Origin of the sequence: Mesorhizobium sp. M6A.T.Cr.TU.017.01.1.1, from assembly GCF_004023115.1 — a bacterium.
In the GTDB taxonomy this organism is placed as follows: Bacteria; Pseudomonadota; Alphaproteobacteria; order Rhizobiales; family Rhizobiaceae; genus Mesorhizobium; species Mesorhizobium mediterraneum.
In genome coordinates this window covers 59,249-77,004 of record NZ_RZTA01000020.1, presented here as the reverse complement: position 1 = coordinate 77,004, position 17,756 = coordinate 59,249, and the positions used below count along the sequence as shown (strand labels likewise).

The 17,756-nt window shown below is 62.3% G+C and carries 17 protein-coding genes; 5 read left to right on the top strand and 12 right to left on the bottom strand.

Annotated features, from left to right (window positions below):
• Positions 1–573: 573 nt before the first annotated feature.
• Positions 574–1,023 carry a host attachment family protein gene (locus tag EOB36_RS09345; protein ID WP_095488474.1) on the top strand — a complete coding sequence of 150 codons (450 nt, stop codon included), beginning with the start codon at positions 574–576 and terminating at the stop codon, positions 1,021–1,023.
• 9 nt (positions 1,024–1,032) lie between these two features.
• On the opposite strand, the gene EOB36_RS09340 is transcribed toward EOB36_RS09345, so the two are convergent.
• Positions 1,033–1,224, bottom strand: coding sequence for a hypothetical protein (locus EOB36_RS09340; protein WP_095488356.1), 192 nt, complete (start codon positions 1,222–1,224; stop codon positions 1,033–1,035).
• Positions 1,225–1,229: 5 nt separating this feature from the next.
• On the opposite strand from EOB36_RS09340, the gene ybaL reads away from it, so the two are divergent.
• Positions 1,230–3,008, top strand: coding sequence for a YbaL family putative K(+) efflux transporter (gene ybaL / locus EOB36_RS09335; protein WP_127292694.1), 1,779 nt, complete (start codon positions 1,230–1,232; stop codon positions 3,006–3,008).
• 89 nt (positions 3,009–3,097) lie between these two features.
• Here ybaL and EOB36_RS09330 read toward each other — a convergent pair whose 3' ends face one another.
• Positions 3,098–3,907: a helix-turn-helix transcriptional regulator gene (locus tag EOB36_RS09330; protein WP_127292696.1), complete on the bottom strand. Its 810-nt coding sequence runs from the start codon at positions 3,905–3,907 to the stop codon at positions 3,098–3,100.
• Positions 3,908–4,148: 241 nt separating this feature from the next.
• Here EOB36_RS09330 and EOB36_RS09325 point away from each other — a divergent pair, with 241 nt between their 5' ends.
• Entirely contained in the window at positions 4,149–5,066 is a 918-nt protein-coding gene (locus tag EOB36_RS09325) for a zinc-binding dehydrogenase (protein ID WP_128284721.1), read from the top strand.
• Between the two features lie 22 nt (positions 5,067–5,088).
• Here the strand turns inward: EOB36_RS09325 and EOB36_RS09320 are convergent, their stop codons facing one another.
• The 9 genes from EOB36_RS09320 to EOB36_RS09280 form a co-directional block, all read right to left on the bottom strand.
• Positions 5,089–5,841 carry an SDR family oxidoreductase gene (locus tag EOB36_RS09320; RefSeq protein WP_023675240.1) on the bottom strand — a complete coding sequence of 251 codons (753 nt, stop codon included), beginning with the start codon at positions 5,839–5,841 and terminating at the stop codon, positions 5,089–5,091.
• Positions 5,842–5,945: 104 nt separating this feature from the next.
• Positions 5,946–8,201, bottom strand: coding sequence for a transglycosylase domain-containing protein (locus EOB36_RS09315; RefSeq protein WP_128284720.1), 2,256 nt, complete (start codon positions 8,199–8,201; stop codon positions 5,946–5,948).
• A gap of 453 nt (positions 8,202–8,654) precedes the next feature.
• A complete protein-coding gene (locus EOB36_RS09310; RefSeq protein ID WP_095488347.1) occupies positions 8,655–9,044 on the bottom strand; it encodes a hypothetical protein in 390 nt (129 codons plus the stop codon).
• 198 nt (positions 9,045–9,242) lie between these two features.
• Positions 9,243–10,307, bottom strand: coding sequence for a hypothetical protein (locus tag EOB36_RS09305; RefSeq protein ID WP_245467706.1), 1,065 nt, complete (start codon positions 10,305–10,307; stop codon positions 9,243–9,245).
• A 9-nt stretch (positions 10,308–10,316) separates the two neighbouring features.
• The gene (locus tag EOB36_RS09300) at positions 10,317–10,463 is read right to left on the bottom strand and encodes a hypothetical protein (RefSeq protein WP_126104868.1); all 147 of its coding nucleotides are present in this window, start codon (positions 10,461–10,463) and stop codon (positions 10,317–10,319) included.
• Between the two features lie 26 nt (positions 10,464–10,489).
• Entirely contained in the window at positions 10,490–10,744 is a 255-nt protein-coding gene (locus EOB36_RS09295; RefSeq protein WP_126104867.1) for a GlsB/YeaQ/YmgE family stress response membrane protein, read from the bottom strand.
• Between the two features lie 105 nt (positions 10,745–10,849).
• Positions 10,850–11,095 carry a hypothetical protein gene (locus tag EOB36_RS09290; RefSeq protein WP_126104866.1) on the bottom strand — a complete coding sequence of 82 codons (246 nt, stop codon included), beginning with the start codon at positions 11,093–11,095 and terminating at the stop codon, positions 10,850–10,852.
• 52 nt (positions 11,096–11,147) lie between these two features.
• Entirely contained in the window at positions 11,148–11,768 is a 621-nt protein-coding gene (locus EOB36_RS09285) for a ribonuclease D (protein ID WP_095488337.1), read from the bottom strand.
• A 118-nt stretch (positions 11,769–11,886) separates the two neighbouring features.
• Positions 11,887–13,272 carry a M20/M25/M40 family metallo-hydrolase gene (locus tag EOB36_RS09280; RefSeq protein ID WP_128284718.1) on the bottom strand — a complete coding sequence of 462 codons (1,386 nt, stop codon included), beginning with the start codon at positions 13,270–13,272 and terminating at the stop codon, positions 11,887–11,889.
• 403 nt (positions 13,273–13,675) lie between these two features.
• On the opposite strand from EOB36_RS09280, the gene polA reads away from it, so the two are divergent.
• Positions 13,676–16,642, top strand: a complete 2,967-nt coding sequence (polA, locus tag EOB36_RS09275) for a DNA polymerase I (protein WP_126104863.1) — start codon at positions 13,676–13,678, stop codon at positions 16,640–16,642.
• A gap of 7 nt (positions 16,643–16,649) precedes the next feature.
• Positions 16,650–17,138, top strand: a complete 489-nt coding sequence (locus tag EOB36_RS09270; protein ID WP_127204943.1) for a macro domain-containing protein — start codon at positions 16,650–16,652, stop codon at positions 17,136–17,138.
• A gap of 7 nt (positions 17,139–17,145) precedes the next feature.
• Here EOB36_RS09270 and EOB36_RS09265 read toward each other — a convergent pair whose 3' ends face one another.
• The gene (locus EOB36_RS09265; RefSeq protein WP_127204944.1) at positions 17,146–17,550 is read right to left on the bottom strand and encodes a Fur family transcriptional regulator; all 405 of its coding nucleotides are present in this window, start codon (positions 17,548–17,550) and stop codon (positions 17,146–17,148) included.
• Between the last annotated feature and the right edge of the window lie 206 nt (positions 17,551–17,756).

Sequence of the window (17,756 nt, the reverse complement as noted above, 5' to 3'; positions counted from 1 at the left end):
GCACCGCGCTCGACTGGCCGATCAGCCGCGCCTTGGCCAGAGCCTCCTCGCCGCCGCCGACGATGGCCACGGCTTCGCCCTCGACCCGCATGAAGACGGGAAAGGCGTTGAGCTTGGGTGTGGCCTGCTGCATGGCGAGTGGAATCCTGAATACGCTGTCAGTTCTACGCGCGGGAGCGAAAAAGCAGAAGGAAAGCACTCGCGCATCGCTTCGTGCGAAGCAATCGCTTTTCTGCAAGCACCAAAGGCAGGAGAAAAAAATTCCACACCCACGAATGGAGCGGATCCAAGCCGCTGTTGCGGGCCTTGATCTGCGGCCGTTCTAGCGGCAAGCGAGGTGTATCGCAAAACAATTTTTTCTAAATTCTACCAATCTAGTAGATTAAAGCCGACACGCGCAGAACACCGTCATCCTCGGTGGTCGGTTTGCTCGCTCGCTGTTCTTATCGTCATCGGAACATTCCTGCCTCGGCGCGCGTTTGCCCTGCGAATCCGAGCCTGGCTGTTCAGCTGCGGCAATGGCTCCAGAGAAGGGCCTAGAAAACCATGAAAAACAGGAAAAAGGAGCGCTCCGTGAACAACCTCAAGCTGAAACGCGGACTGTGGATCGTGGTGGCCGACGGCGAGAAGGCGCTGTTCCTCGAGAACCGTGGCGACACCCAATATCCCGACCTCCAGGTCGTGCAGGAGATGGAGCAGGCAAATCCGGCGACGCGAGAGCAGGGTTCGGACCGCCCCGGCCGCTACAGCGACGGCCCTTCCGTCCACCGCAGCGCAGTCGAGGACACTGACTGGCATCGCCTCGGCAAGGAGCGTTTCGCCGACGAAATTGCCGAGCGGCTGTACAAGCTTGCGCACCGCGGCGCCTTCAAGGAAATGGTGCTGATCGCACCGCCGCAGGTGCTGGGCGACATGCGCCGAAAACTGCACAAGGAAGTTGCCGAGAAGATCACAGTGGAAATTCCGAAGACACTGACCAACCACACCATCGTCGATATCGAGAACCTGCTGCAGGCGGCCTGATCGCAGGCATCAGCCGCGCAAGCCTTCTCCTTTTTGCAGCAACCATTGCCAGCCTCGAGGCGGCTTGCCTTCTGCCATTCTTGTCATCGATTTCATGGCATTGTGGGTTGCCTCGCGGCCACCCAAGCCCCCATATTGCCAAAGCGGCGGCTTCTTTTGGCGGCGCATATCCGACATCGTGATTTTTGAAAGGCGCTCCATAGACCATGCCGCATGACACGCCCCTTATCGCCACCATCGTCGCCGGTCTGGGGCTGGCTTTCGTCTTCGGCGCAATCGCCAATCGCTTCCGCATCCCACCGCTGGTCGGTTACCTCATCGCCGGCGTTCTGGTCGGGCCGAACACGCCGGGCTTCGTCGCCGACGCCGGCCTCGCCAATGAACTCGCCGAAATCGGCGTGATCCTGTTGATGTTCGGCGTCGGCCTGCATTTCTCGTTGAAGGATTTGTTGTCGGTCCGCGCCATCGCCGTGCCCGGCGCCATCGTGCAGATCGGCTTCGCGACAGCGCTTGGCGCCGGTCTTGCCTGGCTGCTCGGCTGGTCGATCGGCGCTGGGCTGGTATTCGGCTTGGCTTTGTCGGTCGCCTCGACGGTGGTGCTGTTGCGTGCCTTGCAGGAACGGCGGCTGATCGAGACGGAGCGCGGCCGCATCGCCGTCGGCTGGCTGATCGTCGAGGACCTGGCGATGGTGCTGGCGTTGGTGCTCTTGCCGGCGTTGGCTGGCGTGCTGGGCGGCCAGCAGCAAGTGGAGGCCCATAGCAGCCTGCTGTCGCTGCCGGCCAGCTACGGCATCTGGGGCGTCGTTGGGGTCACGCTGGCCAAGGTCGCGGCCTTTGTCGTCGTTATGCTGGTGGTCGGCCGCCGGGTCATCCCCTGGATCCTGCACTACGTCGCCCATACCGGGTCGCGTGAATTGTTCCGGCTGGCGGTGCTTGCCATCGCGCTCGGCGTCGCCTTTGGCGCGGCCAAGCTATTCGGCGTCTCGCTGGCGCTGGGCGCTTTCTTCGCTGGCATGATCATGAGTGAATCCGAACTCAGCCATCGGGCGGCCGAGGAATCGCTGCCGCTGCGCGACGCTTTTTCCGTGCTGTTCTTCGTTTCGGTCGGCATGCTGTTCGACCCGTTCAGCCTGATCAGCAATGGCTGGCCGGTCCTGGCGACACTGGCCATCATTGTCATCGGCAAATCGCTGGCCGCCTTCGTCATCGTCGTCGCCTTCCGCTATCCGATACCGACCGCGCTGATGATTTCGGCAAGCCTTGCCCAGATCGGCGAATTCTCGTTCATCCTGGCCGAGCTTGGCGTCGGGCTGAAGCTGCTGCCCGAACAAGGACGCGACCTCATCCTCGCCGGCGCTATCCTGTCGATCGTTCTCAACCCGCTGATGTTCCTTGCCGTCGACTGGATGAAACCGTGGCTGGAAAGGCGCGCCGGCAAGACGGCGCCGCTCGACGAGGCAAAGCCGATTGGCCCCGCGACGGAGCCAGGCCAGTTGGCTTCGGTTGCGGCACCGGTGAAAGAGGACGGGCCGCCGCCCAGGACAGCGCTTACCGGCCATTCAATCCTGGTCGGCTACGGCCGTGTCGGCAGCCTCGTCGGCGCATCATTGAAGGAGGCCGCCCTGCCCTTCCTCGTCATCGAGGATGCCGACAAGACGCTGGCGAAGCTCAGGGATGACGGCATCGAGACCGTGTCCGGCAACGCCGCGAACAGCGAGGTGTTCGCCGCTGCCAATCCCGAGGGCGCGAAGCGGCTGATCCTCGCCATCCCCAATGCCTTCGAGGCGGGACAGATCGTGCTGCGCGCCCGCGCCGCCAACCCGAAGATCAACGTCATCGCCCGCGCCCACTCCGATGCCGAGGTCGAGCATCTCAAAGGGCTCGGTGCCGACACGGTGATCATGGGCGAGCGCGAGATCGCCCGTGGTATCGTCGAAGTGGTGCTTGGTCACAAGCCAGAGGCGGCTGAACCGTCCGCTGCCTGAGCCGATCCTGCACGATCATGCGTACTGGTCGCCACTGGCCGATGGCCGGCGGAAGATCGCACAGTCGATCTCCGCCCGCAGCGAGTTGATCACGCCACGAATGCAGAGCCACCATTTTGAGTGATACTGCCGAGGTATTTTGCCGGCGGCTTCCCAAGCGCCTTCTTGAACATGGTGATGAAGGCCGTGACGGAACCATAGCCGAGATCACCCGAGACCTGCTGGACGCTGGCACCGGAGGCCAGTTCTCGAATTGCGACGATCAAGTGCAATTGCTGGCGCCAGCGCCCGAAGCTCAGCCCTGTCTCCTTAACCACGAGGCGAGCGAGACTGCTCTCGCTGAGCGCGACGCGGTTGGCCCATTCCGCCAATGTGCTACGGTCGGCAGGGTCTTGCGCCAACGCTTCGGCGATCCTCCTCAAGCGTGGCTCGGATGAAATCGGCAGATGCAGCCGCTGGACAGGCATACGCGGCAATTCGGTCAGCAGGGTCTTGGTCAAAAGCTCATCCCTCGCGTGGTCGTCCTGCACGCCATCAGACAGCTCGATGATCAGTTCGCGGAGCAGCGGCGAGATCGAAAGGGTGCAGCACCGGTCCGGCAGATCGGCGGCTTCCGGCTCAACGTACACGAAAAAAATCAGGGCGTTGGCCGTCGCAACATTGCTGTGCTCCATGTCGCCGGGAATCCAGACCCCGCAATGAGGCGGGACCATCCATAGGCCGCTTGGAACGTGGCATGTGACGCCGCCTCCGAGCGCGAAGACGAGTTGGCCTTTGCGGTGCCGATGGGCGGGCACCTCTGCTCTGGTTTCGGTGACGTCAACGCGCACAGCGATTGCCGGCGCGAGCACATCATCCACATCGAGATCTGGCCAGGGCCAGCGAAGAGGCTGTCTCATGATTGACGGCTTTTAGCGATTAAACGCCATGATAGCTAAATTCTTTAACCGGAAAAGTCGATAGGCTTCGGTTTGCGCCCCCCGGTCAAAAATATGGCAGGCAGCAGTTGATCGCGTTGACGCTGCGCGCGCCCATCGCCGGCATGACTTGCGATCTCGATGAGTATTCTGAGTGGGCCAGCTTGCCGTGCTTTCCAGGAGGAAGCTGGCGTCCACAAACCAGTAAGAAGGTACGATCCCCATGCTCGCCCTAGTCACGGCTCCCGACAGCGCCACCGGGCTGAGGTTCGCCGAGTCCGAGGAACCTCGGCCCCTCGCGAACGAGGCGCTTGTCTCGGTCCACGCAACCTCGTTGAACCGCGGCGAGCTGCGCCTGCTCACCATACGTCCGAACGGCTGGATACCCGGCCAGGACATCGTTGGGGTTGTCGAACGGGCAGCAGCCGATGGCTCCGGGCCAGCCGTGGGCAACCGGGTTGCGGCTTTGGTCGACCAGGCCGGCTGGGCCGAACGTGTTGCCGTTTCAACCGATCGTCTCGCCGTCCTGCCGGATGGAGTCAGCTTCGTTTCCGCAGCCACGCTTCCGGTCGCGGGCACGACGGCGCTAAGGACATTGCGCCATGGCGGCGACCTGGCCGGCCAGCAGATCCTGATCACCGGCGCAAGCGGCGCGGTCGGTCGTTTCCAGATCCAGATCGCCCGCCAGGAGGGCGCGTCTGTGACCGTCGCCGCCGCCCGGCATGCCGACGATCTCCGCGGCCTTGGAGCCGAGCAAGTTGTCGAGTCGATCGAATTGGCTGAGGGGCCGTTTTCGCTGATCACTGAGTCAGTCGGCGGTGAAAGCCTCGCACACGCGATCGAACGTGTCACACCTGGCGGGATCATCGTCATGTTCGGTTCGAGCAGTGGCGAACTCACATCAGTTGGATTCCGTCAGTTCGTTCCGGGTCACGAGGGGGCGAGGCTTCAGACTTTCGCGTACTACGCCTCTGGCCCGGGCATTGGCGCGGACATCGCCTCGCTGCTCGCTCTGGTCGCGGCTGGCCGGCTAGAAACCCGCGTGGCCTTGACCGTGCAGTGGACAGACATCGCCCAAACCCTGGACGCACTGCGACGGCGCAGCATTAGCGGCAAGGCTGTTCTCACCATAACCGGATGAGCAGTCCTTAGCCCCTCAAGTCTCACACGTGCTGGCCGCCATTGATGTGGATTTCCGAGCCCGTCACATAGGAAGCCTGCTGCGAGCACAGGAAGAAGATGATGTCGGCGACTTCTGCCGTGGTGCCCAGCCGCCGCAGCGGAATCGTCTCGACGATCTTTTCGGTGCCCGGCGACAGGATCGCCGTGTCGATCTCGCCGGGTGCAATGGCGTTGACGCGGATGCCGTGCGGGCCGAAATCATGCGCCATTTCGCGCGTCAGCGAGCCGAGCGCCGCCTTCGACGTCGCATAGGCGGTGCCGGCGAAGGGGTGCACGCGGGTGCCGGCGATCGAGGTGACGTTGACGATCGAGCCTTTGGCCGACGCCAACTCCTTAAACAATCCTCGCGCCAGCATGATCGGCGCGAAGAAATTGACCTGGAAGACGTCGCGCCAGACATGCATCGGCGTGTCGATCGAATTCATGCGGCTGTTGCCGTCCTTGAGCTTCGGCGAGATGCCGGCATTGTTGACCAGCGCATGAAGCTGGCCGCCATGCGCCTCCAGCCGATGGCGGATTTCCGAGATCGCGATGCCGACATCCTCCTGGTCGGCGAGATCGACCTTGATGTGGTCTTCCGGACCGGCCGGCCACGGGCAGTCCTCGGCAAAGGCCTGGCGCGAGCAGGTGATGACGCGCCAGCCTTCACGCGAAAAGCGCTTGACCGTGGCATGGCCGATGCCGCGGCTGGCTCCGGTCAGCACGATTGTCTTTCTGGTGTCGGTTTCAGCCATTTCGCGATCTCTCTAGGGCGACGTGCGTCCCTTTGGACGCACAAAGTACGCTCTAGCACTTTTAACCCGGAGATGTAGCGGAACACTGTCGCGATGACGAGGGGTCAGCCGCCGGTGAGGATGTCGAGGATCGAGGTCTGCCGCTTCTTGACCGGGCCGCCGACATCGCCCGGCGGCACCGGGCGCTTGATCGATGCGGTGGCGCTGTCACCGCCCGGAATGCCGAAGCCGCCGCCATCGACCGTTTCGGCGGGACGCACAGCGCGAGGCGATGACGCTTTTTGGGCGGACGGCGCGGATTGGCCAACCGAAGCGGACGGCACCGGCGCCGGTTGCGCCGTGTTGGACGGTATTTCGTCCTGCACGATCGTATCCGCAGGCGTCGACCGCCAAGTTCCAGGCAGCGGCCGCACCGGCACGCCTTCATGCGCGGCGACCATGAACTCATGCCAGGCCTGCGCCGGCAGCGCGCCGCCGGTGACCTTCTTCATCGGGCTGCCATCGTCATTGCCGAACCAGACGCCGGTGGTGAGATTGGCGGTATAGCCGATGAACCAGGCATCGCGCGAATTCTGGCTGGTGCCGGTCTTGCCGGCTGCCGGCCAGGCAAAGGCCGCCTTCCTGGCAGTGCCGATTTCGACCGTGCCGGTCATCATCGAGTTCATCATACCGACGATCTCGGGCTTGACGACGCGCGGGGCGCCGCCGCCATTGTTGTCGTAGAGCACCTTGCCGCCGGTTGTCGTCACGCGGCGGATGAAATGGACCTCCGGCCGGTAGCCGCCATTGGCGAAGGGGACATAGGCCGACGTCAATTCCAGCGGCGTCACTTCAGATGTGCCGAGCGCGATCGAGGTGTTGGCCGTGAGGTCGGACTGGATGCCCATGCGATGCGCCGCCTCGACCACGGCGTCAGGTCCGACTTCCATGGTCAGCTGGGCGGCCACCGAGTTCAGCGACTTCGCCAGCGCCGTCGCCAGCGTCACCTTGCCGAAATACTTGCCGCCGTAATTGGTTGGCGTCCATTTGCCTATTCTGATCGGCGCGTCATTGCGCACGCTGTCGGGCGTGCGGCCGGCCTCCAGTGCCGCCATGTAAACAAAGGGCTTGAACGCCGAGCCCGGCTGGCGGCGCGCCTCCGAGGCACGGTCGAACTGGCTGGTCGAATAATCATAGCCGCCGACCATGGCACGCACCGCGCCGGAATTGTCGATCGACACCAGCACACCCTGGCTGGCATTGAGCTTCTTGCCGCTCCCGTCGATCAGCCGGCGGATCGATTGTTCGGCGAGCTTCTGCAGCGTGAGGTCGACGGTGGTGTCGACTATGATGTCGCTGCGCACATCGCCGATCAGGTCGGGCAGTTCTTCCACGATTGTGTCGGCGACATAGTTTTCCGAGCCCGTCCAGTAGGATGCCACCCGCGTCGCTGGTGCGCTCATCGCCGTGGTCAGTTCCTTGGCGCTGATCTTGCCTTCGTCGCGCATGGCGGCAAGAACGAGCTGCGAGCGCTGCTCGGCCGCCTTCGGGTCACGCGCCGGAGACAGTCGCGACGGCGCCTTCAACAGGCCAGCGAGAAGTGCGGCCTCGGGCAGCGTGACATCGCGCGCGCTCTTGCCGAAATAGCGGCGCGAGGCCGCTTCGACACCATAGGCGCCGGAGCCGAAATAGACCCGGTTGAGATACATTTCGAGGATCTGGTCCTTGGTGTGCTTGTGCTCGAGCCACAGCGCCAAAAGCACTTCCTGCACCTTGCGTTCCAGCGTGCGATCGGGTGTCAGGAACAGGTTCTTCGCCAATTGCTGGGTCAGTGTCGAGCCGCCCTGCGAAAAACGCCCGCCGACAACGTTGGCCACCATGGCTCTGGACAGACCAATCGGATCGATGCCCAAATGCGAATAGAAGCGGCGATCTTCGATGGCGATGACAGCCTCGGGAATATAGGTCGACATTTCATGCAGGCCGACGGCTTCGCCGCCGCTCATGCCGCGATTGGCGAGCAGCTTTCCATCGACGGAGACGATCCTGATATTGGGCGCGCGGTCGGGAATGGCCCAGGTGGTGGCCGCCGGCATTTTCGCACCGTAGTAGACGACGATGCCGGCAGTCGCGATCCCGCCCCAGATGGCCAGCACGAAGCACCAGTAGAACAACCGGCCGAGCACGCCGAACAGACCGCGCCGGCTTTTGCCGCGTCCGCGACGCGACGATTTTGTCTTGGCCGATTGGCGCTTTGCAGAGGTCTTCCGGTTGCTCGGCACGACGCGATCCTCCTCGCTCACCGAAAAACCGGCCGAGGATTTCGCCCGTGGCGGTCCCTCGAAGCTGGGTTCGATGCGGCTGTCTCTGCGGTTCGCCATGCGCTGTGCTGTCTATCCCGATGCCTATCGCATCGGCCCGAAATCGGAATCGATTTTCGGAAAGCACGATGCGAAGCTTCAAGAGCGTACTCTGTGCGTCCGAACGGTCGCACGTCGCTCCATGGCGTCCGGGGTGGAGAGTAGATGCGGCGATTTAAGGGCGGGTTAAATGGTTCAAAGTTAATTCAATGCGTTATGCATGTCACCGCTGCGTTTCTTGCTTCTGGCGGTCTGCAACAACGGAATCCCTGGCGAGACGGCGGCGCCTTCTCGCATTCGGCGTCAACTGCTCAGCCACCGTCGTTCGGCGCGAACCGCTCATAGCAAGGTAGCCGTAATTTATGCCGTCATTAGAGCGCGACCGGTAAAGTGGGTTTACATTCGATCGCGCTCTAAACAATTGAATCTGCATATGACTTGTCACCAAAGTCATTCACCTTGGTGGATCATCCGTTAGTCGATCGCATCACGAACGCAAAGCGCTGCCCGGGATGATTGCATCGTCTCGCCCACATGGCAGTAGCAGACGATTTCGTGGAGCTGATCGTCGGTCAGTTCGAAGAAACGCTTTGCTTCGCCATAAGTGTCGTCTTTCAACCCCTCATCCCGCAGAATCGGATCGTCGAAGGCAACCGATATTGGCGAGCCTTCGCCACGCATTACGTCGCGCTCTGGCGACGAACGATATTCGGTCCCGGTAAGTGCGGTAAGGAGCCGATTGGGCTGCCGTTCGAGAAGTTTTGACCAACGTTCGAGACGCTGGGTTCGGTCCATTCCAGGAGGTGTTGGGTCTCTGTGTACCTTTGCCACCGTATGCAGTTGGTCCAGTGTTTGGTGCCTCATGGCAACCTCCTAAAAGTAGGTGGGTTGGCCCCAAAACTCCCTGTGCCAAGATCATACCGCGGATGTGTCGATACGTCACTCTCATTCGATATTCGGCCTGGCTTTTCTCTCCGGGCGCATCGAAGGATGGAGCGGCCCTGCCTTGGCGTCAATTTTTGGTCTCGTCGGCAATAGCGGCAACAAAACCAATGACTTGCATTAACTGGGCTCAAACTTCGGTGGTCGACCGGTTATCGATGTCAGCGAGAAGAAGGCCAGCGTCTGCTCTTCGCAGGTCACCGCCACAACGCTGTTCGAGCGATCGATGTCGAGACCCTTCGGGCCGCCTTCTTCGACACTGGCCCTGCCGCGCCCGAAAGTCTCGTCGTCAAGGACGGCAACAGAGCGGGAGGGCGTGCGGCTGCCGCTCCAGCCCGCGTCGCGATCGTACACGTGAAGCAGTGGGCTGCCTGCATCGGCGACAAGGATCTGCCGGTCATCGCCCGTAAAACGCAGGCCATGCGGGTAATTGGCGTTCTGCAGGATTCCGGCGGGTTCGGTATCCGGCCCCAACCGCGCGGACATGTTGTAGAGCTTCACATCGTTGGTGCCGTGGCTGCTGACGGCGATCCATTGGCCATCATGACTGAGCGCAATGCCATCGGGTATGTTCAGGCCGCGCTTCAGAAGCGCCTGGTTCTTCCACGCGCGGTAGCCCCACCGGTCGACGACATGCCGCGTGACCCGGTCTCTGTAATTGTTGCAGACCAGGAGGCTGACCCGGCCACGCGACTCATGCCTGGCCGCGACCGACCCTGGTGTTTTCAGCTTGCAAAACAGCCCGCCCTTGATCTCGCGAATGGATACAATGTGGCACTGGCGGCCGGCTGGCTCTCCCGAGGGCAGGGCAAATATCGCAACCAGCCCATCACGATTGGCAATCACCAGGGTTCGGTCATCGATGAAATCGAGACCATGGACCTCGCCCATGCTTTCCGACGTCAGCTCCATGAAATCATGGACGGTGACTCGTGGGCCGCTCGGCGCCGCTTCGACGTCGACCCGCAGGATCAGACAGCGCTCTCGCGTATATCCAGCAATTGCCAGCAATCGATTGTCCGGCGAAAAGCGCAGGTCTTCCGTGCGTCCGATGGTCGAGAGCGCGGCTCGTACAGCCTCGCTGGCTTTGAAGTCGATTCGGGATATCACCTGAGAGCCTGGCCTGAAGGGCGAGAACGATGGACAGGATGGGGATAGGTCATCGGCACCCTTGCGCGGCAGCACCCGACACGCTCAGTTCTCCTGGATCGAAATACCCTTCTCGTCGATCTTGAGTTCCACGCCCTTCGGCCTGGTTTGCTCGCGATAGACATAGACGCCGAGCGCGATGACCACGACGACGAGCGCGCCGATGATGAGATAGAGCATGTTCTGTTTCATGGCGCGCCCTTGATGTGCTTCGAGGATCAGGCCTGCTTCACCAGTTTGATCAGCACGAGCAGGATGACCGCGCCGATCGTGGCGTGGACGATGGAGGCAAATATGCCACCGCCTATGGCGAACCCCAGCCTTGGGAAGAGCCAGCCAGCGATAAAGGCACCGACAATGCCGACGGCGATATTGCCGACAAGGCCGAGGCCGAAACCCTTGACCATCAGGCCGGCGAGCCAGCCGGCGATCGCACCGATGACGATGAAGACAAGCAGGCTCTCAGTGCCCATTGCAGATCCCTCCTGAGCGAACGGTCGTGGAGCAGAAAGCTCCGAATCGACCCCCGATTGCAACAGGCCCAAACTATTGGAAACGAGACGGCCCCGCCAGCGGCGTCATTCGTCGTCGTCCCCAGATGCAGGCCGCCAGCTGATCGGCTCGATCTTCCTTTGCGTATGACCGTCCGTATAGGCCCACCAGCCGGTGTCGTTCTCGTCCCAGTCGCCGCCGGCCGCTTTCAGCCGGTCGAGCGACCGGTACTGCGCGATGGATTCGTTCATCACGCCGTCGCTGTCCTTCCAGTAGACGGTGACCTTGGAACCATCCTTGGGTGCCGTTTCGATTGGTTTCCGGGCAGCCATTTCATCCTCTCCGTGGACCGACAGAACGTCGCGGCGAACATCTGGTTCCACCTTAGCTGTGGGCGAAGATGTCTGCCTCATCCCAGCCCATCAGGTCGAGTTTCGCACGCGTCGGCAGGAAGCGGAAGCAGGCCTCGGCCTCCTTGGTCCGGTTGTCGCGCGCCAGCCGGGCCGTCAGCACATCGCGCAGCTGGTGCAGATAGAGCACGTCGGAGGCTGCGTATTCGAGTTGTTCGGGAGACAGCGTCTCCGCCGCCCAGTCCGACGATTGCTGCGCCTTCGATAGGCTGACGCCGAGAAGCTCAAAGCAGATGTCCTTCAGCCCGTGCCGGTCGGTGTAGGTTCGGGTAAGCCGCGAGGCGATCTTGGTGCAGAACACCGGCTCCGGCATGACGCCGAAGGCATTGTAGAGCACGGCGAGATCGAAACGGCCGAAATGGAAGAGCTTGGTTATGCTGCGGTTCCTGAGCAGGCTGACGAGGTTTGGCGCCTTCTTCTGGCCGGGCGCGATCTGGATGACGTCGGCGGAACCGTCGCCCGGCGAGATCTGAACCACGCAAAGCCGGTCGCGATGCGGATTGAGCCCCAGCGTCTCCGTGTCGATAGCGACCGACCCGACGTCGTAGTGCAAGAGCCCGGGCAGGTCGTTCTTATGGAAGCGGATATCGCTCATCGTATTCTCCGGTCGCAGCCCGTGCGGTGATTTGTGCACCCAACCGGACGCACGTCGCTCTAGCCCGTCCTCGCCGCGATCCGATGAAAAATCAACAGAAAGTTGAATTCTTGCCCTGTCAGCGTGTCAGCGCATCGAGAATGCGTGCCCAGGAGCGTTGTCCCTTGTGGAAGGAACTCATCTCGTACTTCTCGTTCGGCGAATGGATGCGGTCATCGTCGAGCCCGAAACCGACCAGCAAGGATTCGATGCCGAGATAGGTCTGGAAATCGCCGACCACCGGGATCGAGCCGCCGCTTCCCGTCGTCACCGCCGGCTTCGGCCACTCGTCGGACAGCGCGTCCTTGGCCTTGGCGAGAAACGGCGAGTCGTAGGAAAGCTGGATCGCCGGCGAGCCGCCATGTGGGTGGAAATCGACTGAGCAGTCGGCCGGGATGCGCTCCCTCACGAAGGCCTGGAAAGCGGCGCGGATCCTTTCCGGGTCTTGCTTGTGGACGAGGCGGAAGGACACTTTTGCCGAGGCTTCCGCCGCGATCACTGTCTTGAACCCCTTGCCGGTATAGCCGCCGGTAATGCCGTTGAACTCGGCCGTCGGTCGCGCCCAGGTGAGCTCGAGCACCGAGCGGCCCTTTTCGCCAGACGGGATCGACAGTCCGACAGGCCCAAGGAATGTCTCGGCGGTCTCGCCGAGCGTCTCCCATGACTTCAGGATCTGCGAAGGGGTCTCCTCGACACCGTTATAGAACCCCGGAATGGTGACATGGCCGTCCTTGTCGTGGATGTCGGCCAGGATCCTGGCCAGGATGCGAATTGGATTGGCGGCAGCACCGCCATAGAGACCGGAATGCAAGTCGCGGTCGGCGGCTTTCACCGTGATCTCCTCGCCGACTAGCCCGCGCAGCGCGACGCAGATCGACGGCGTATCGCCGTCCCACATGCCGGTGTCGCAGACAAGCGCGAAGTCGGCCTTGAGCTCGGCGGCGTTTGCTTCGAGGAACGGCTTCAGCGAGGGCGAGCCGGACTCCTCCTCGCCCTCGAACAGGATCGTGATGCGGCATGGCAGCCCGCCATGCACCTGCTTCCAGGCACGGCAAGCCTCGACGAAGGTCATCAATTGCCCCTTGTCGTCGGCCGAGCCACGCCCCGTGATCACCTGGTGGCCGGGCTCGATCTCCTTCACCGAAGGCGAGAACGGGTCGCTTTCCCAGAGCTCGATCGGGTCGACCGGCTGCACGTCATAATGGCCGTAGAACAGGACATGCGGCGCGCCCGCCGGCCCGTCATGATGCGCCACCACCATCGGGTGGCCTGGCGTGTCACGCACGCTGGCATCGAACCCGATCAGCTTGAGTTCCGCCACCAGCCATTCCGCCGCCTTGCGGCAGTCGGCGGCGTAGGCCGGATCGGTGGAGATCGACTTGATCCTGAGCAGGCCGAACAGGCGCTCCAGGCTCTCGTCGAGATTTTTGTCGAGACGGTCGAGGACGGGGGAAATTGTGGACATTTTTATCAGCCTTTCGATTCTGAGCGGCAACCCTAAAGCTGCGAGGCAGAAACGAAAAGCCGGCGGTCGTTGGACCACGGGCGTCGAAAGGTAAAAAAATGCCGCCGTGGTGGAGGGGGAACCACGGCGGCCTTTACTCGAAACGATGCGGCAGCCCGGAGAGGGGGGATAGGCTGCCGCAAGTGTCCGGGATAGGCGGGGGACGGGCCTTGCTCCGGACTTCGGCGAAAAATGCCGATGGCGTTTATCTGTGTCTCCGAACGTGGCGATTCAAGGGCACGAAGATTACACTTTTGTAACATACCCGTGATCCGATCGACTTGTCAGGGATGTTGCGGGAACCGGTGGTTGAGGCCGCCTTTGGCATGGACCACGGCGCTGCGCCGCGCTATCCCTTCGTCCCATGAAAAAAGGCGATCATCTCTTCCTTGTCGACGGCTCCGGCTACATCTTCCGTGCCTATCACGCACTGCCGCCACTCACCCGCAAATCCGACGGGCTGCCGACCAGTGCCGTGCTCGGCTTCTGCAACATGGTGTGGAAGCTGACGCAGGACGCCCGCAACACCGATGTCGGCGTGGTGCCGACGCATTTCGCCGTCATCTTCGACTATTCGTCGAAAACCTTCCGCAACGATCTCTACCCCGAATACAAGGCCAACCGCTCGGCGCCGCCGGAGGATTTGATCCCGCAATTCGGCCTGATCCGCCAGGCGACCAGGGCCTTCAACCTGCCTTGCATCGAGATGGAAGGCTTCGAGGCCGACGACCTGATCGCCACCTATTGCCGGCTTGCCTGCGAAGCCGGCGCCGACACCACCATCATCTCCTCCGACAAGGACCTGATGCAGCTGGTCGGCGCAACGGTCGGCATGTACGACCCGATGAAGGACCGCCAGATCGGCATTCCCGAAGTCGTCGAGAAATGGGGCGTGCCGCCCGAAAAGATGATCGACCTGCAGGCGCTGACCGGCGATTCGGTCGACAATGTTCCGGGCGTGCCCGGCATCGGGCCGAAGACGGCGGCGCAATTGCTCGAGCAGTTCGGCGACCTCGACGGGCTGCTGGCGCGCGCCGGCGAGATCAAGCAGGACAAGCGTCGCGAATCGATCATCGCCAATGCCGACAAGGCGCGCATCTCGCGTGAACTGGTGACGCTGAAGAACGACGTGCCGGGGATCGGTGGGCTCGATGATTTCGTGTTGCACCCGCCCGACGGGCCAAAGCTGATCGGCTTCCTCAAGACGATGGAATTCTCCTCGCTGACCCGCCGCGTGGCGGAAGCGACCGGAACGGATGCGGCTGATGTCAAGGCCGTTCCCGTCATTATCGAGCGCGCCGACACCGCGCATGGTCCCGATGTCGGGTTTGGAGTGCCGGCAGCCGCCGAAAGCGCGGCAGGCGCAGTGACAGACGAAGCCGGGGAAGCGGTGCCGGCCACCGTCAAGGTGGAACCCAAGGAAGGCGACACCCCTTCGCTTCTCTCGGCGCTTCGCTTCGAGGACGCCACCGCCAGCAAGATCGACACCAGCGCCTACGTCACCATCCGCGACACAGCAGCGCTGAAGGCGTGGGTGGCCGAGGCGATGGAGACCGGCATCGTCGCCTTCGACAGCGAGACCACCTCAGCTGACCCAATGCAGGCCGAGCTGATCGGCCTCTCCATGGCCACCGCGCCCGGTCGCGCCGCCTATGTGCCGCTCGCCCACAAAAGCGGCAACGGCGACCTGCTCGGCGGCGGAGTGGTCGAAAACCAGATTCCGATCCGTGAGGCGCTTGGCATTCTGAAGCCGCTGCTGGAGGACAGGTCGGTTCTCAAGATTGTTCAGGAGCTGAAATACGACCTCGTCGTCATGAGCCGCCATGGCATCGATATCGCCCCCTTCGACGACACCATGCTGATTTCCTACGTGCTTGATGCAGGCACGTCCGGCGGCCACAGCATGGCGGCTCTCTCGGAAAAATGGCTCGGCCACTCGACCATTCCGCTCAAGGAACTGGCCGGCTCGGGAAGGAGCTTCGTCGGCTTCGACCAGGTCGATATCGACAAGGCAACGGCCTATGCCGCCGAGCACGCCGATGTGACGCTCAGGCTCTGGCGGGTGCTGAAACCACGGCTTGCCGCCAAGGGCCTCGTCTCGGTCTACGAGCGGCTGGAACGGCCGCTGGTGCCGGTGCTGGCAAGGATGGAGCAGCGCGGCATCTCCGTCGACCGGCAGATCCTGTCGCGGCTCTCCGGCGAACTGGCACAGGGCGCCGCGCGGCTAGAGGATGAAATCTACCAGCTCGTCGGCGAGCGCATCAATATCGGCTCGCCGAAACAGCTCGGCGACATCTTGTTCGGCAGGATGGGCCTGCCCGGCGGCTCCAAGACCAAGACCGGCCAGTGGTCGACCTCGGCGCAGCTCCTGGAAGACCTCGCCGCCGAAGGCCACGAGCTGCCGCGCAAGATCGTCGACTGGCGCCAGCTGACCAAACTAAAATCGACCTATACCGATGCGCTGCCCGGTTTCGTCCATCCCGATACGAAGCGCGTCCACACCTCCTACGCCCTTGCCGCGACGACGACCGGCCGGCTGTCGTCCTCCGATCCCAATTTGCAGAACATTCCGGTACGCACGGTCGAGGGGCGGAAGATCAGGACGGCTTTCATCGCCGACAAGGGCAACAAGCTGGTTTCCGCCGACTACAGCCAGATCGAGCTGCGTGTGCTCGCCCATGTCGCCGAGATCCCGCAGCTCAAGCAGGCGTTTGCCGACGGCGCCGACATCCACGCCATCACCGCGTCGGAGATGTTCAACGTGCCGGTCGAGGGCATGCCCTCGGAAATACGCCGCCGCGCCAAGGCGATCAATTTTGGCATCATCTACGGAATTTCCGCCTTTGGCCTGGCCAACCAGCTCTCGATCCCGCGCGAGGAGGCGGGCGCCTACATCAAGAAATATTTCGAGCGCTTCCCCGGCATCCGCGACTATATCGACGCAACCAAGGCCTATGCCCGCGAGCACGGCTTCGTCGAAACGATCTTCGGCCGCCGCATCCATTATCCGGAGATACGGTCGTCGAACCCTTCAATCCGTGCCTTCAACGAGCGCGCCTCGATCAACGCACGCCTGCAGGGCACCGCCGCCGACATCATCCGCCGCGCCATGATACGTATGGACGACGCGCTGGAAAAGGCGAAGCTTTCCGCCCGCATGCTGCTGCAAGTGCATGACGAGCTGGTCTTCGAGACGGTGGAAGCGGAGGTCGAGGCGACGATCCCCGTCGTGCGCCATGTGATGGAGAACGCCGCGATGCCGGCGGTCTCGATGTCGGTGCCGCTGCATGTCGACGCCCGCGCCGCCAACAATTGGGAAGAGGCGCATTGAAAGTGCGATGATCGTTTTTGTCGCTGGAGACCTGCTTGCAGCAGAGGAAAACTACATCGCCCAAGGGGTGGCAGAAGGCAATCAAGAGGGCCTTGGTACCGGACTTGCACTGAAGATTTCGAGGAAGTGGCCAAATGTGCAGGCCGCGTTCAAAAAACACGCTCGGACCGGCAAGTTTACAGGTGGTCAGCTTTGGACGTCAGAGCCAGACGGCGACCAGCCAGGATTCATCTATTTAGCAACGCAACCGGATATGTACCACGCCACGCTTCCCTACCTGCGCAAAGCAATTCGCGGGCTTGCTAAATGGGCCGACAGGAACTCGGTGGAATCCGTTGCCTTGCCGAAAATCGGCTCAGGACTTGGCAAACTATCCTGGCAGGACGAGGTAAGACCCCTGCTTGTCGAGCAGCTGGCACATCGGACCACGCGGTACGTGGTCTATGAGACTTTCTTGAACGAGTTCGAAAACGCCACAACGCCGCCGCTGAAGTAGAGGCGCCTCAAGCCGCCTTGGCCAGGCACTTCGCGCACGTCCCGCGGAACTCGATCACCGCCTTCTTGGCGGCAAAGCCGGTCGAGCGCACCCATTCGTCGAGCCGGTGTCCGACATCATGGTCGGAAAATTCGGTCACCTGCCCGCAAGTGTCGCAGATTGCAAAGGCGGTCATCGAATGGCTGTGATCGTGCGGCTCGGCGCAGGCGACAAAGGAATTGAGACTTTCGAGCCGGTGCACGAAACCGGACTTCACCAGCGTGTCGAGCGCGCGATAGACCTGCAGCGGTGCGCGGAAGCCCCGCTCGCGAAGCTGGTCGAGCAATGTATAGGCGCTGAGCGGACCGCTGGCGGCCTCGAGTTTCTCGAGCACGCACAACTGGTTTTTCGTCAGCACATCCCTTGCCGCCATGATTCTGTATCCAACCCGTTCGCGCCGCTCGCACGTCATTTCCGCATGCAAGCGGCTTCAATTCTATCCAGATAGCGACGAACGGGCGTTTTTGCTACTGTTTCTGTGCCGGCATGGTCCAGAAGTCGGCCAACTCCGGGCAGGCCAATTTCGAAGCAGACATTGGCGGGCCCGAGTAAATAAAAACGGCGGGGGGGAGAATCACC

What these genes read in the sequence shown, in the direction of transcription:
- EOB36_RS09340 (WP_095488356.1), bottom strand. Translation starts at nt 1,224, where the DNA reads ATGGAGCGCCTTTCAAAAATCACGATGTCGGATATGCGCCGCCAAAAG.
- ybaL (WP_127292694.1), top strand. Translation starts at nt 1,230, where the DNA reads ATGCCGCATGACACGCCCCTTATCGCCACCATCGTCGCCGGTCTGGGG.
- EOB36_RS09330 (WP_127292696.1), bottom strand. Translation starts at nt 3,907, where the DNA reads ATGAGACAGCCTCTTCGCTGGCCCTGGCCAGATCTCGATGTGGATGAT.
- EOB36_RS09325 (WP_128284721.1), top strand. Translation starts at nt 4,149, where the DNA reads ATGCTCGCCCTAGTCACGGCTCCCGACAGCGCCACCGGGCTGAGGTTC.
- EOB36_RS09320 (WP_023675240.1), bottom strand. Translation starts at nt 5,841, where the DNA reads ATGGCTGAAACCGACACCAGAAAGACAATCGTGCTGACCGGAGCCAGC.
- EOB36_RS09315 (WP_128284720.1), bottom strand. Translation starts at nt 8,201, where the DNA reads ATGGCGAACCGCAGAGACAGCCGCATCGAACCCAGCTTCGAGGGACCG.
- EOB36_RS09310 (WP_095488347.1), bottom strand. Translation starts at nt 9,044, where the DNA reads ATGAGGCACCAAACACTGGACCAACTGCATACGGTGGCAAAGGTACAC.
- EOB36_RS09300 (WP_126104868.1), bottom strand. Translation starts at nt 10,463, where the DNA reads ATGAAACAGAACATGCTCTATCTCATCATCGGCGCGCTCGTCGTCGTG.
- EOB36_RS09295 (WP_126104867.1), bottom strand. Translation starts at nt 10,744, where the DNA reads ATGGGCACTGAGAGCCTGCTTGTCTTCATCGTCATCGGTGCGATCGCC.
- EOB36_RS09290 (WP_126104866.1), bottom strand. Translation starts at nt 11,095, where the DNA reads ATGGCTGCCCGGAAACCAATCGAAACGGCACCCAAGGATGGTTCCAAG.
- EOB36_RS09285 (WP_095488337.1), bottom strand. Translation starts at nt 11,768, where the DNA reads ATGAGCGATATCCGCTTCCATAAGAACGACCTGCCCGGGCTCTTGCAC.
- EOB36_RS09280 (WP_128284718.1), bottom strand. Translation starts at nt 13,272, where the DNA reads ATGTCCACAATTTCCCCCGTCCTCGACCGTCTCGACAAAAATCTCGAC.
- polA (WP_126104863.1), top strand. Translation starts at nt 13,676, where the DNA reads ATGAAAAAAGGCGATCATCTCTTCCTTGTCGACGGCTCCGGCTACATC.
- EOB36_RS09270 (WP_127204943.1), top strand. Translation starts at nt 16,650, where the DNA reads ATGATCGTTTTTGTCGCTGGAGACCTGCTTGCAGCAGAGGAAAACTAC.
- EOB36_RS09265 (WP_127204944.1), bottom strand. Translation starts at nt 17,550, where the DNA reads ATGGCGGCAAGGGATGTGCTGACGAAAAACCAGTTGTGCGTGCTCGAG.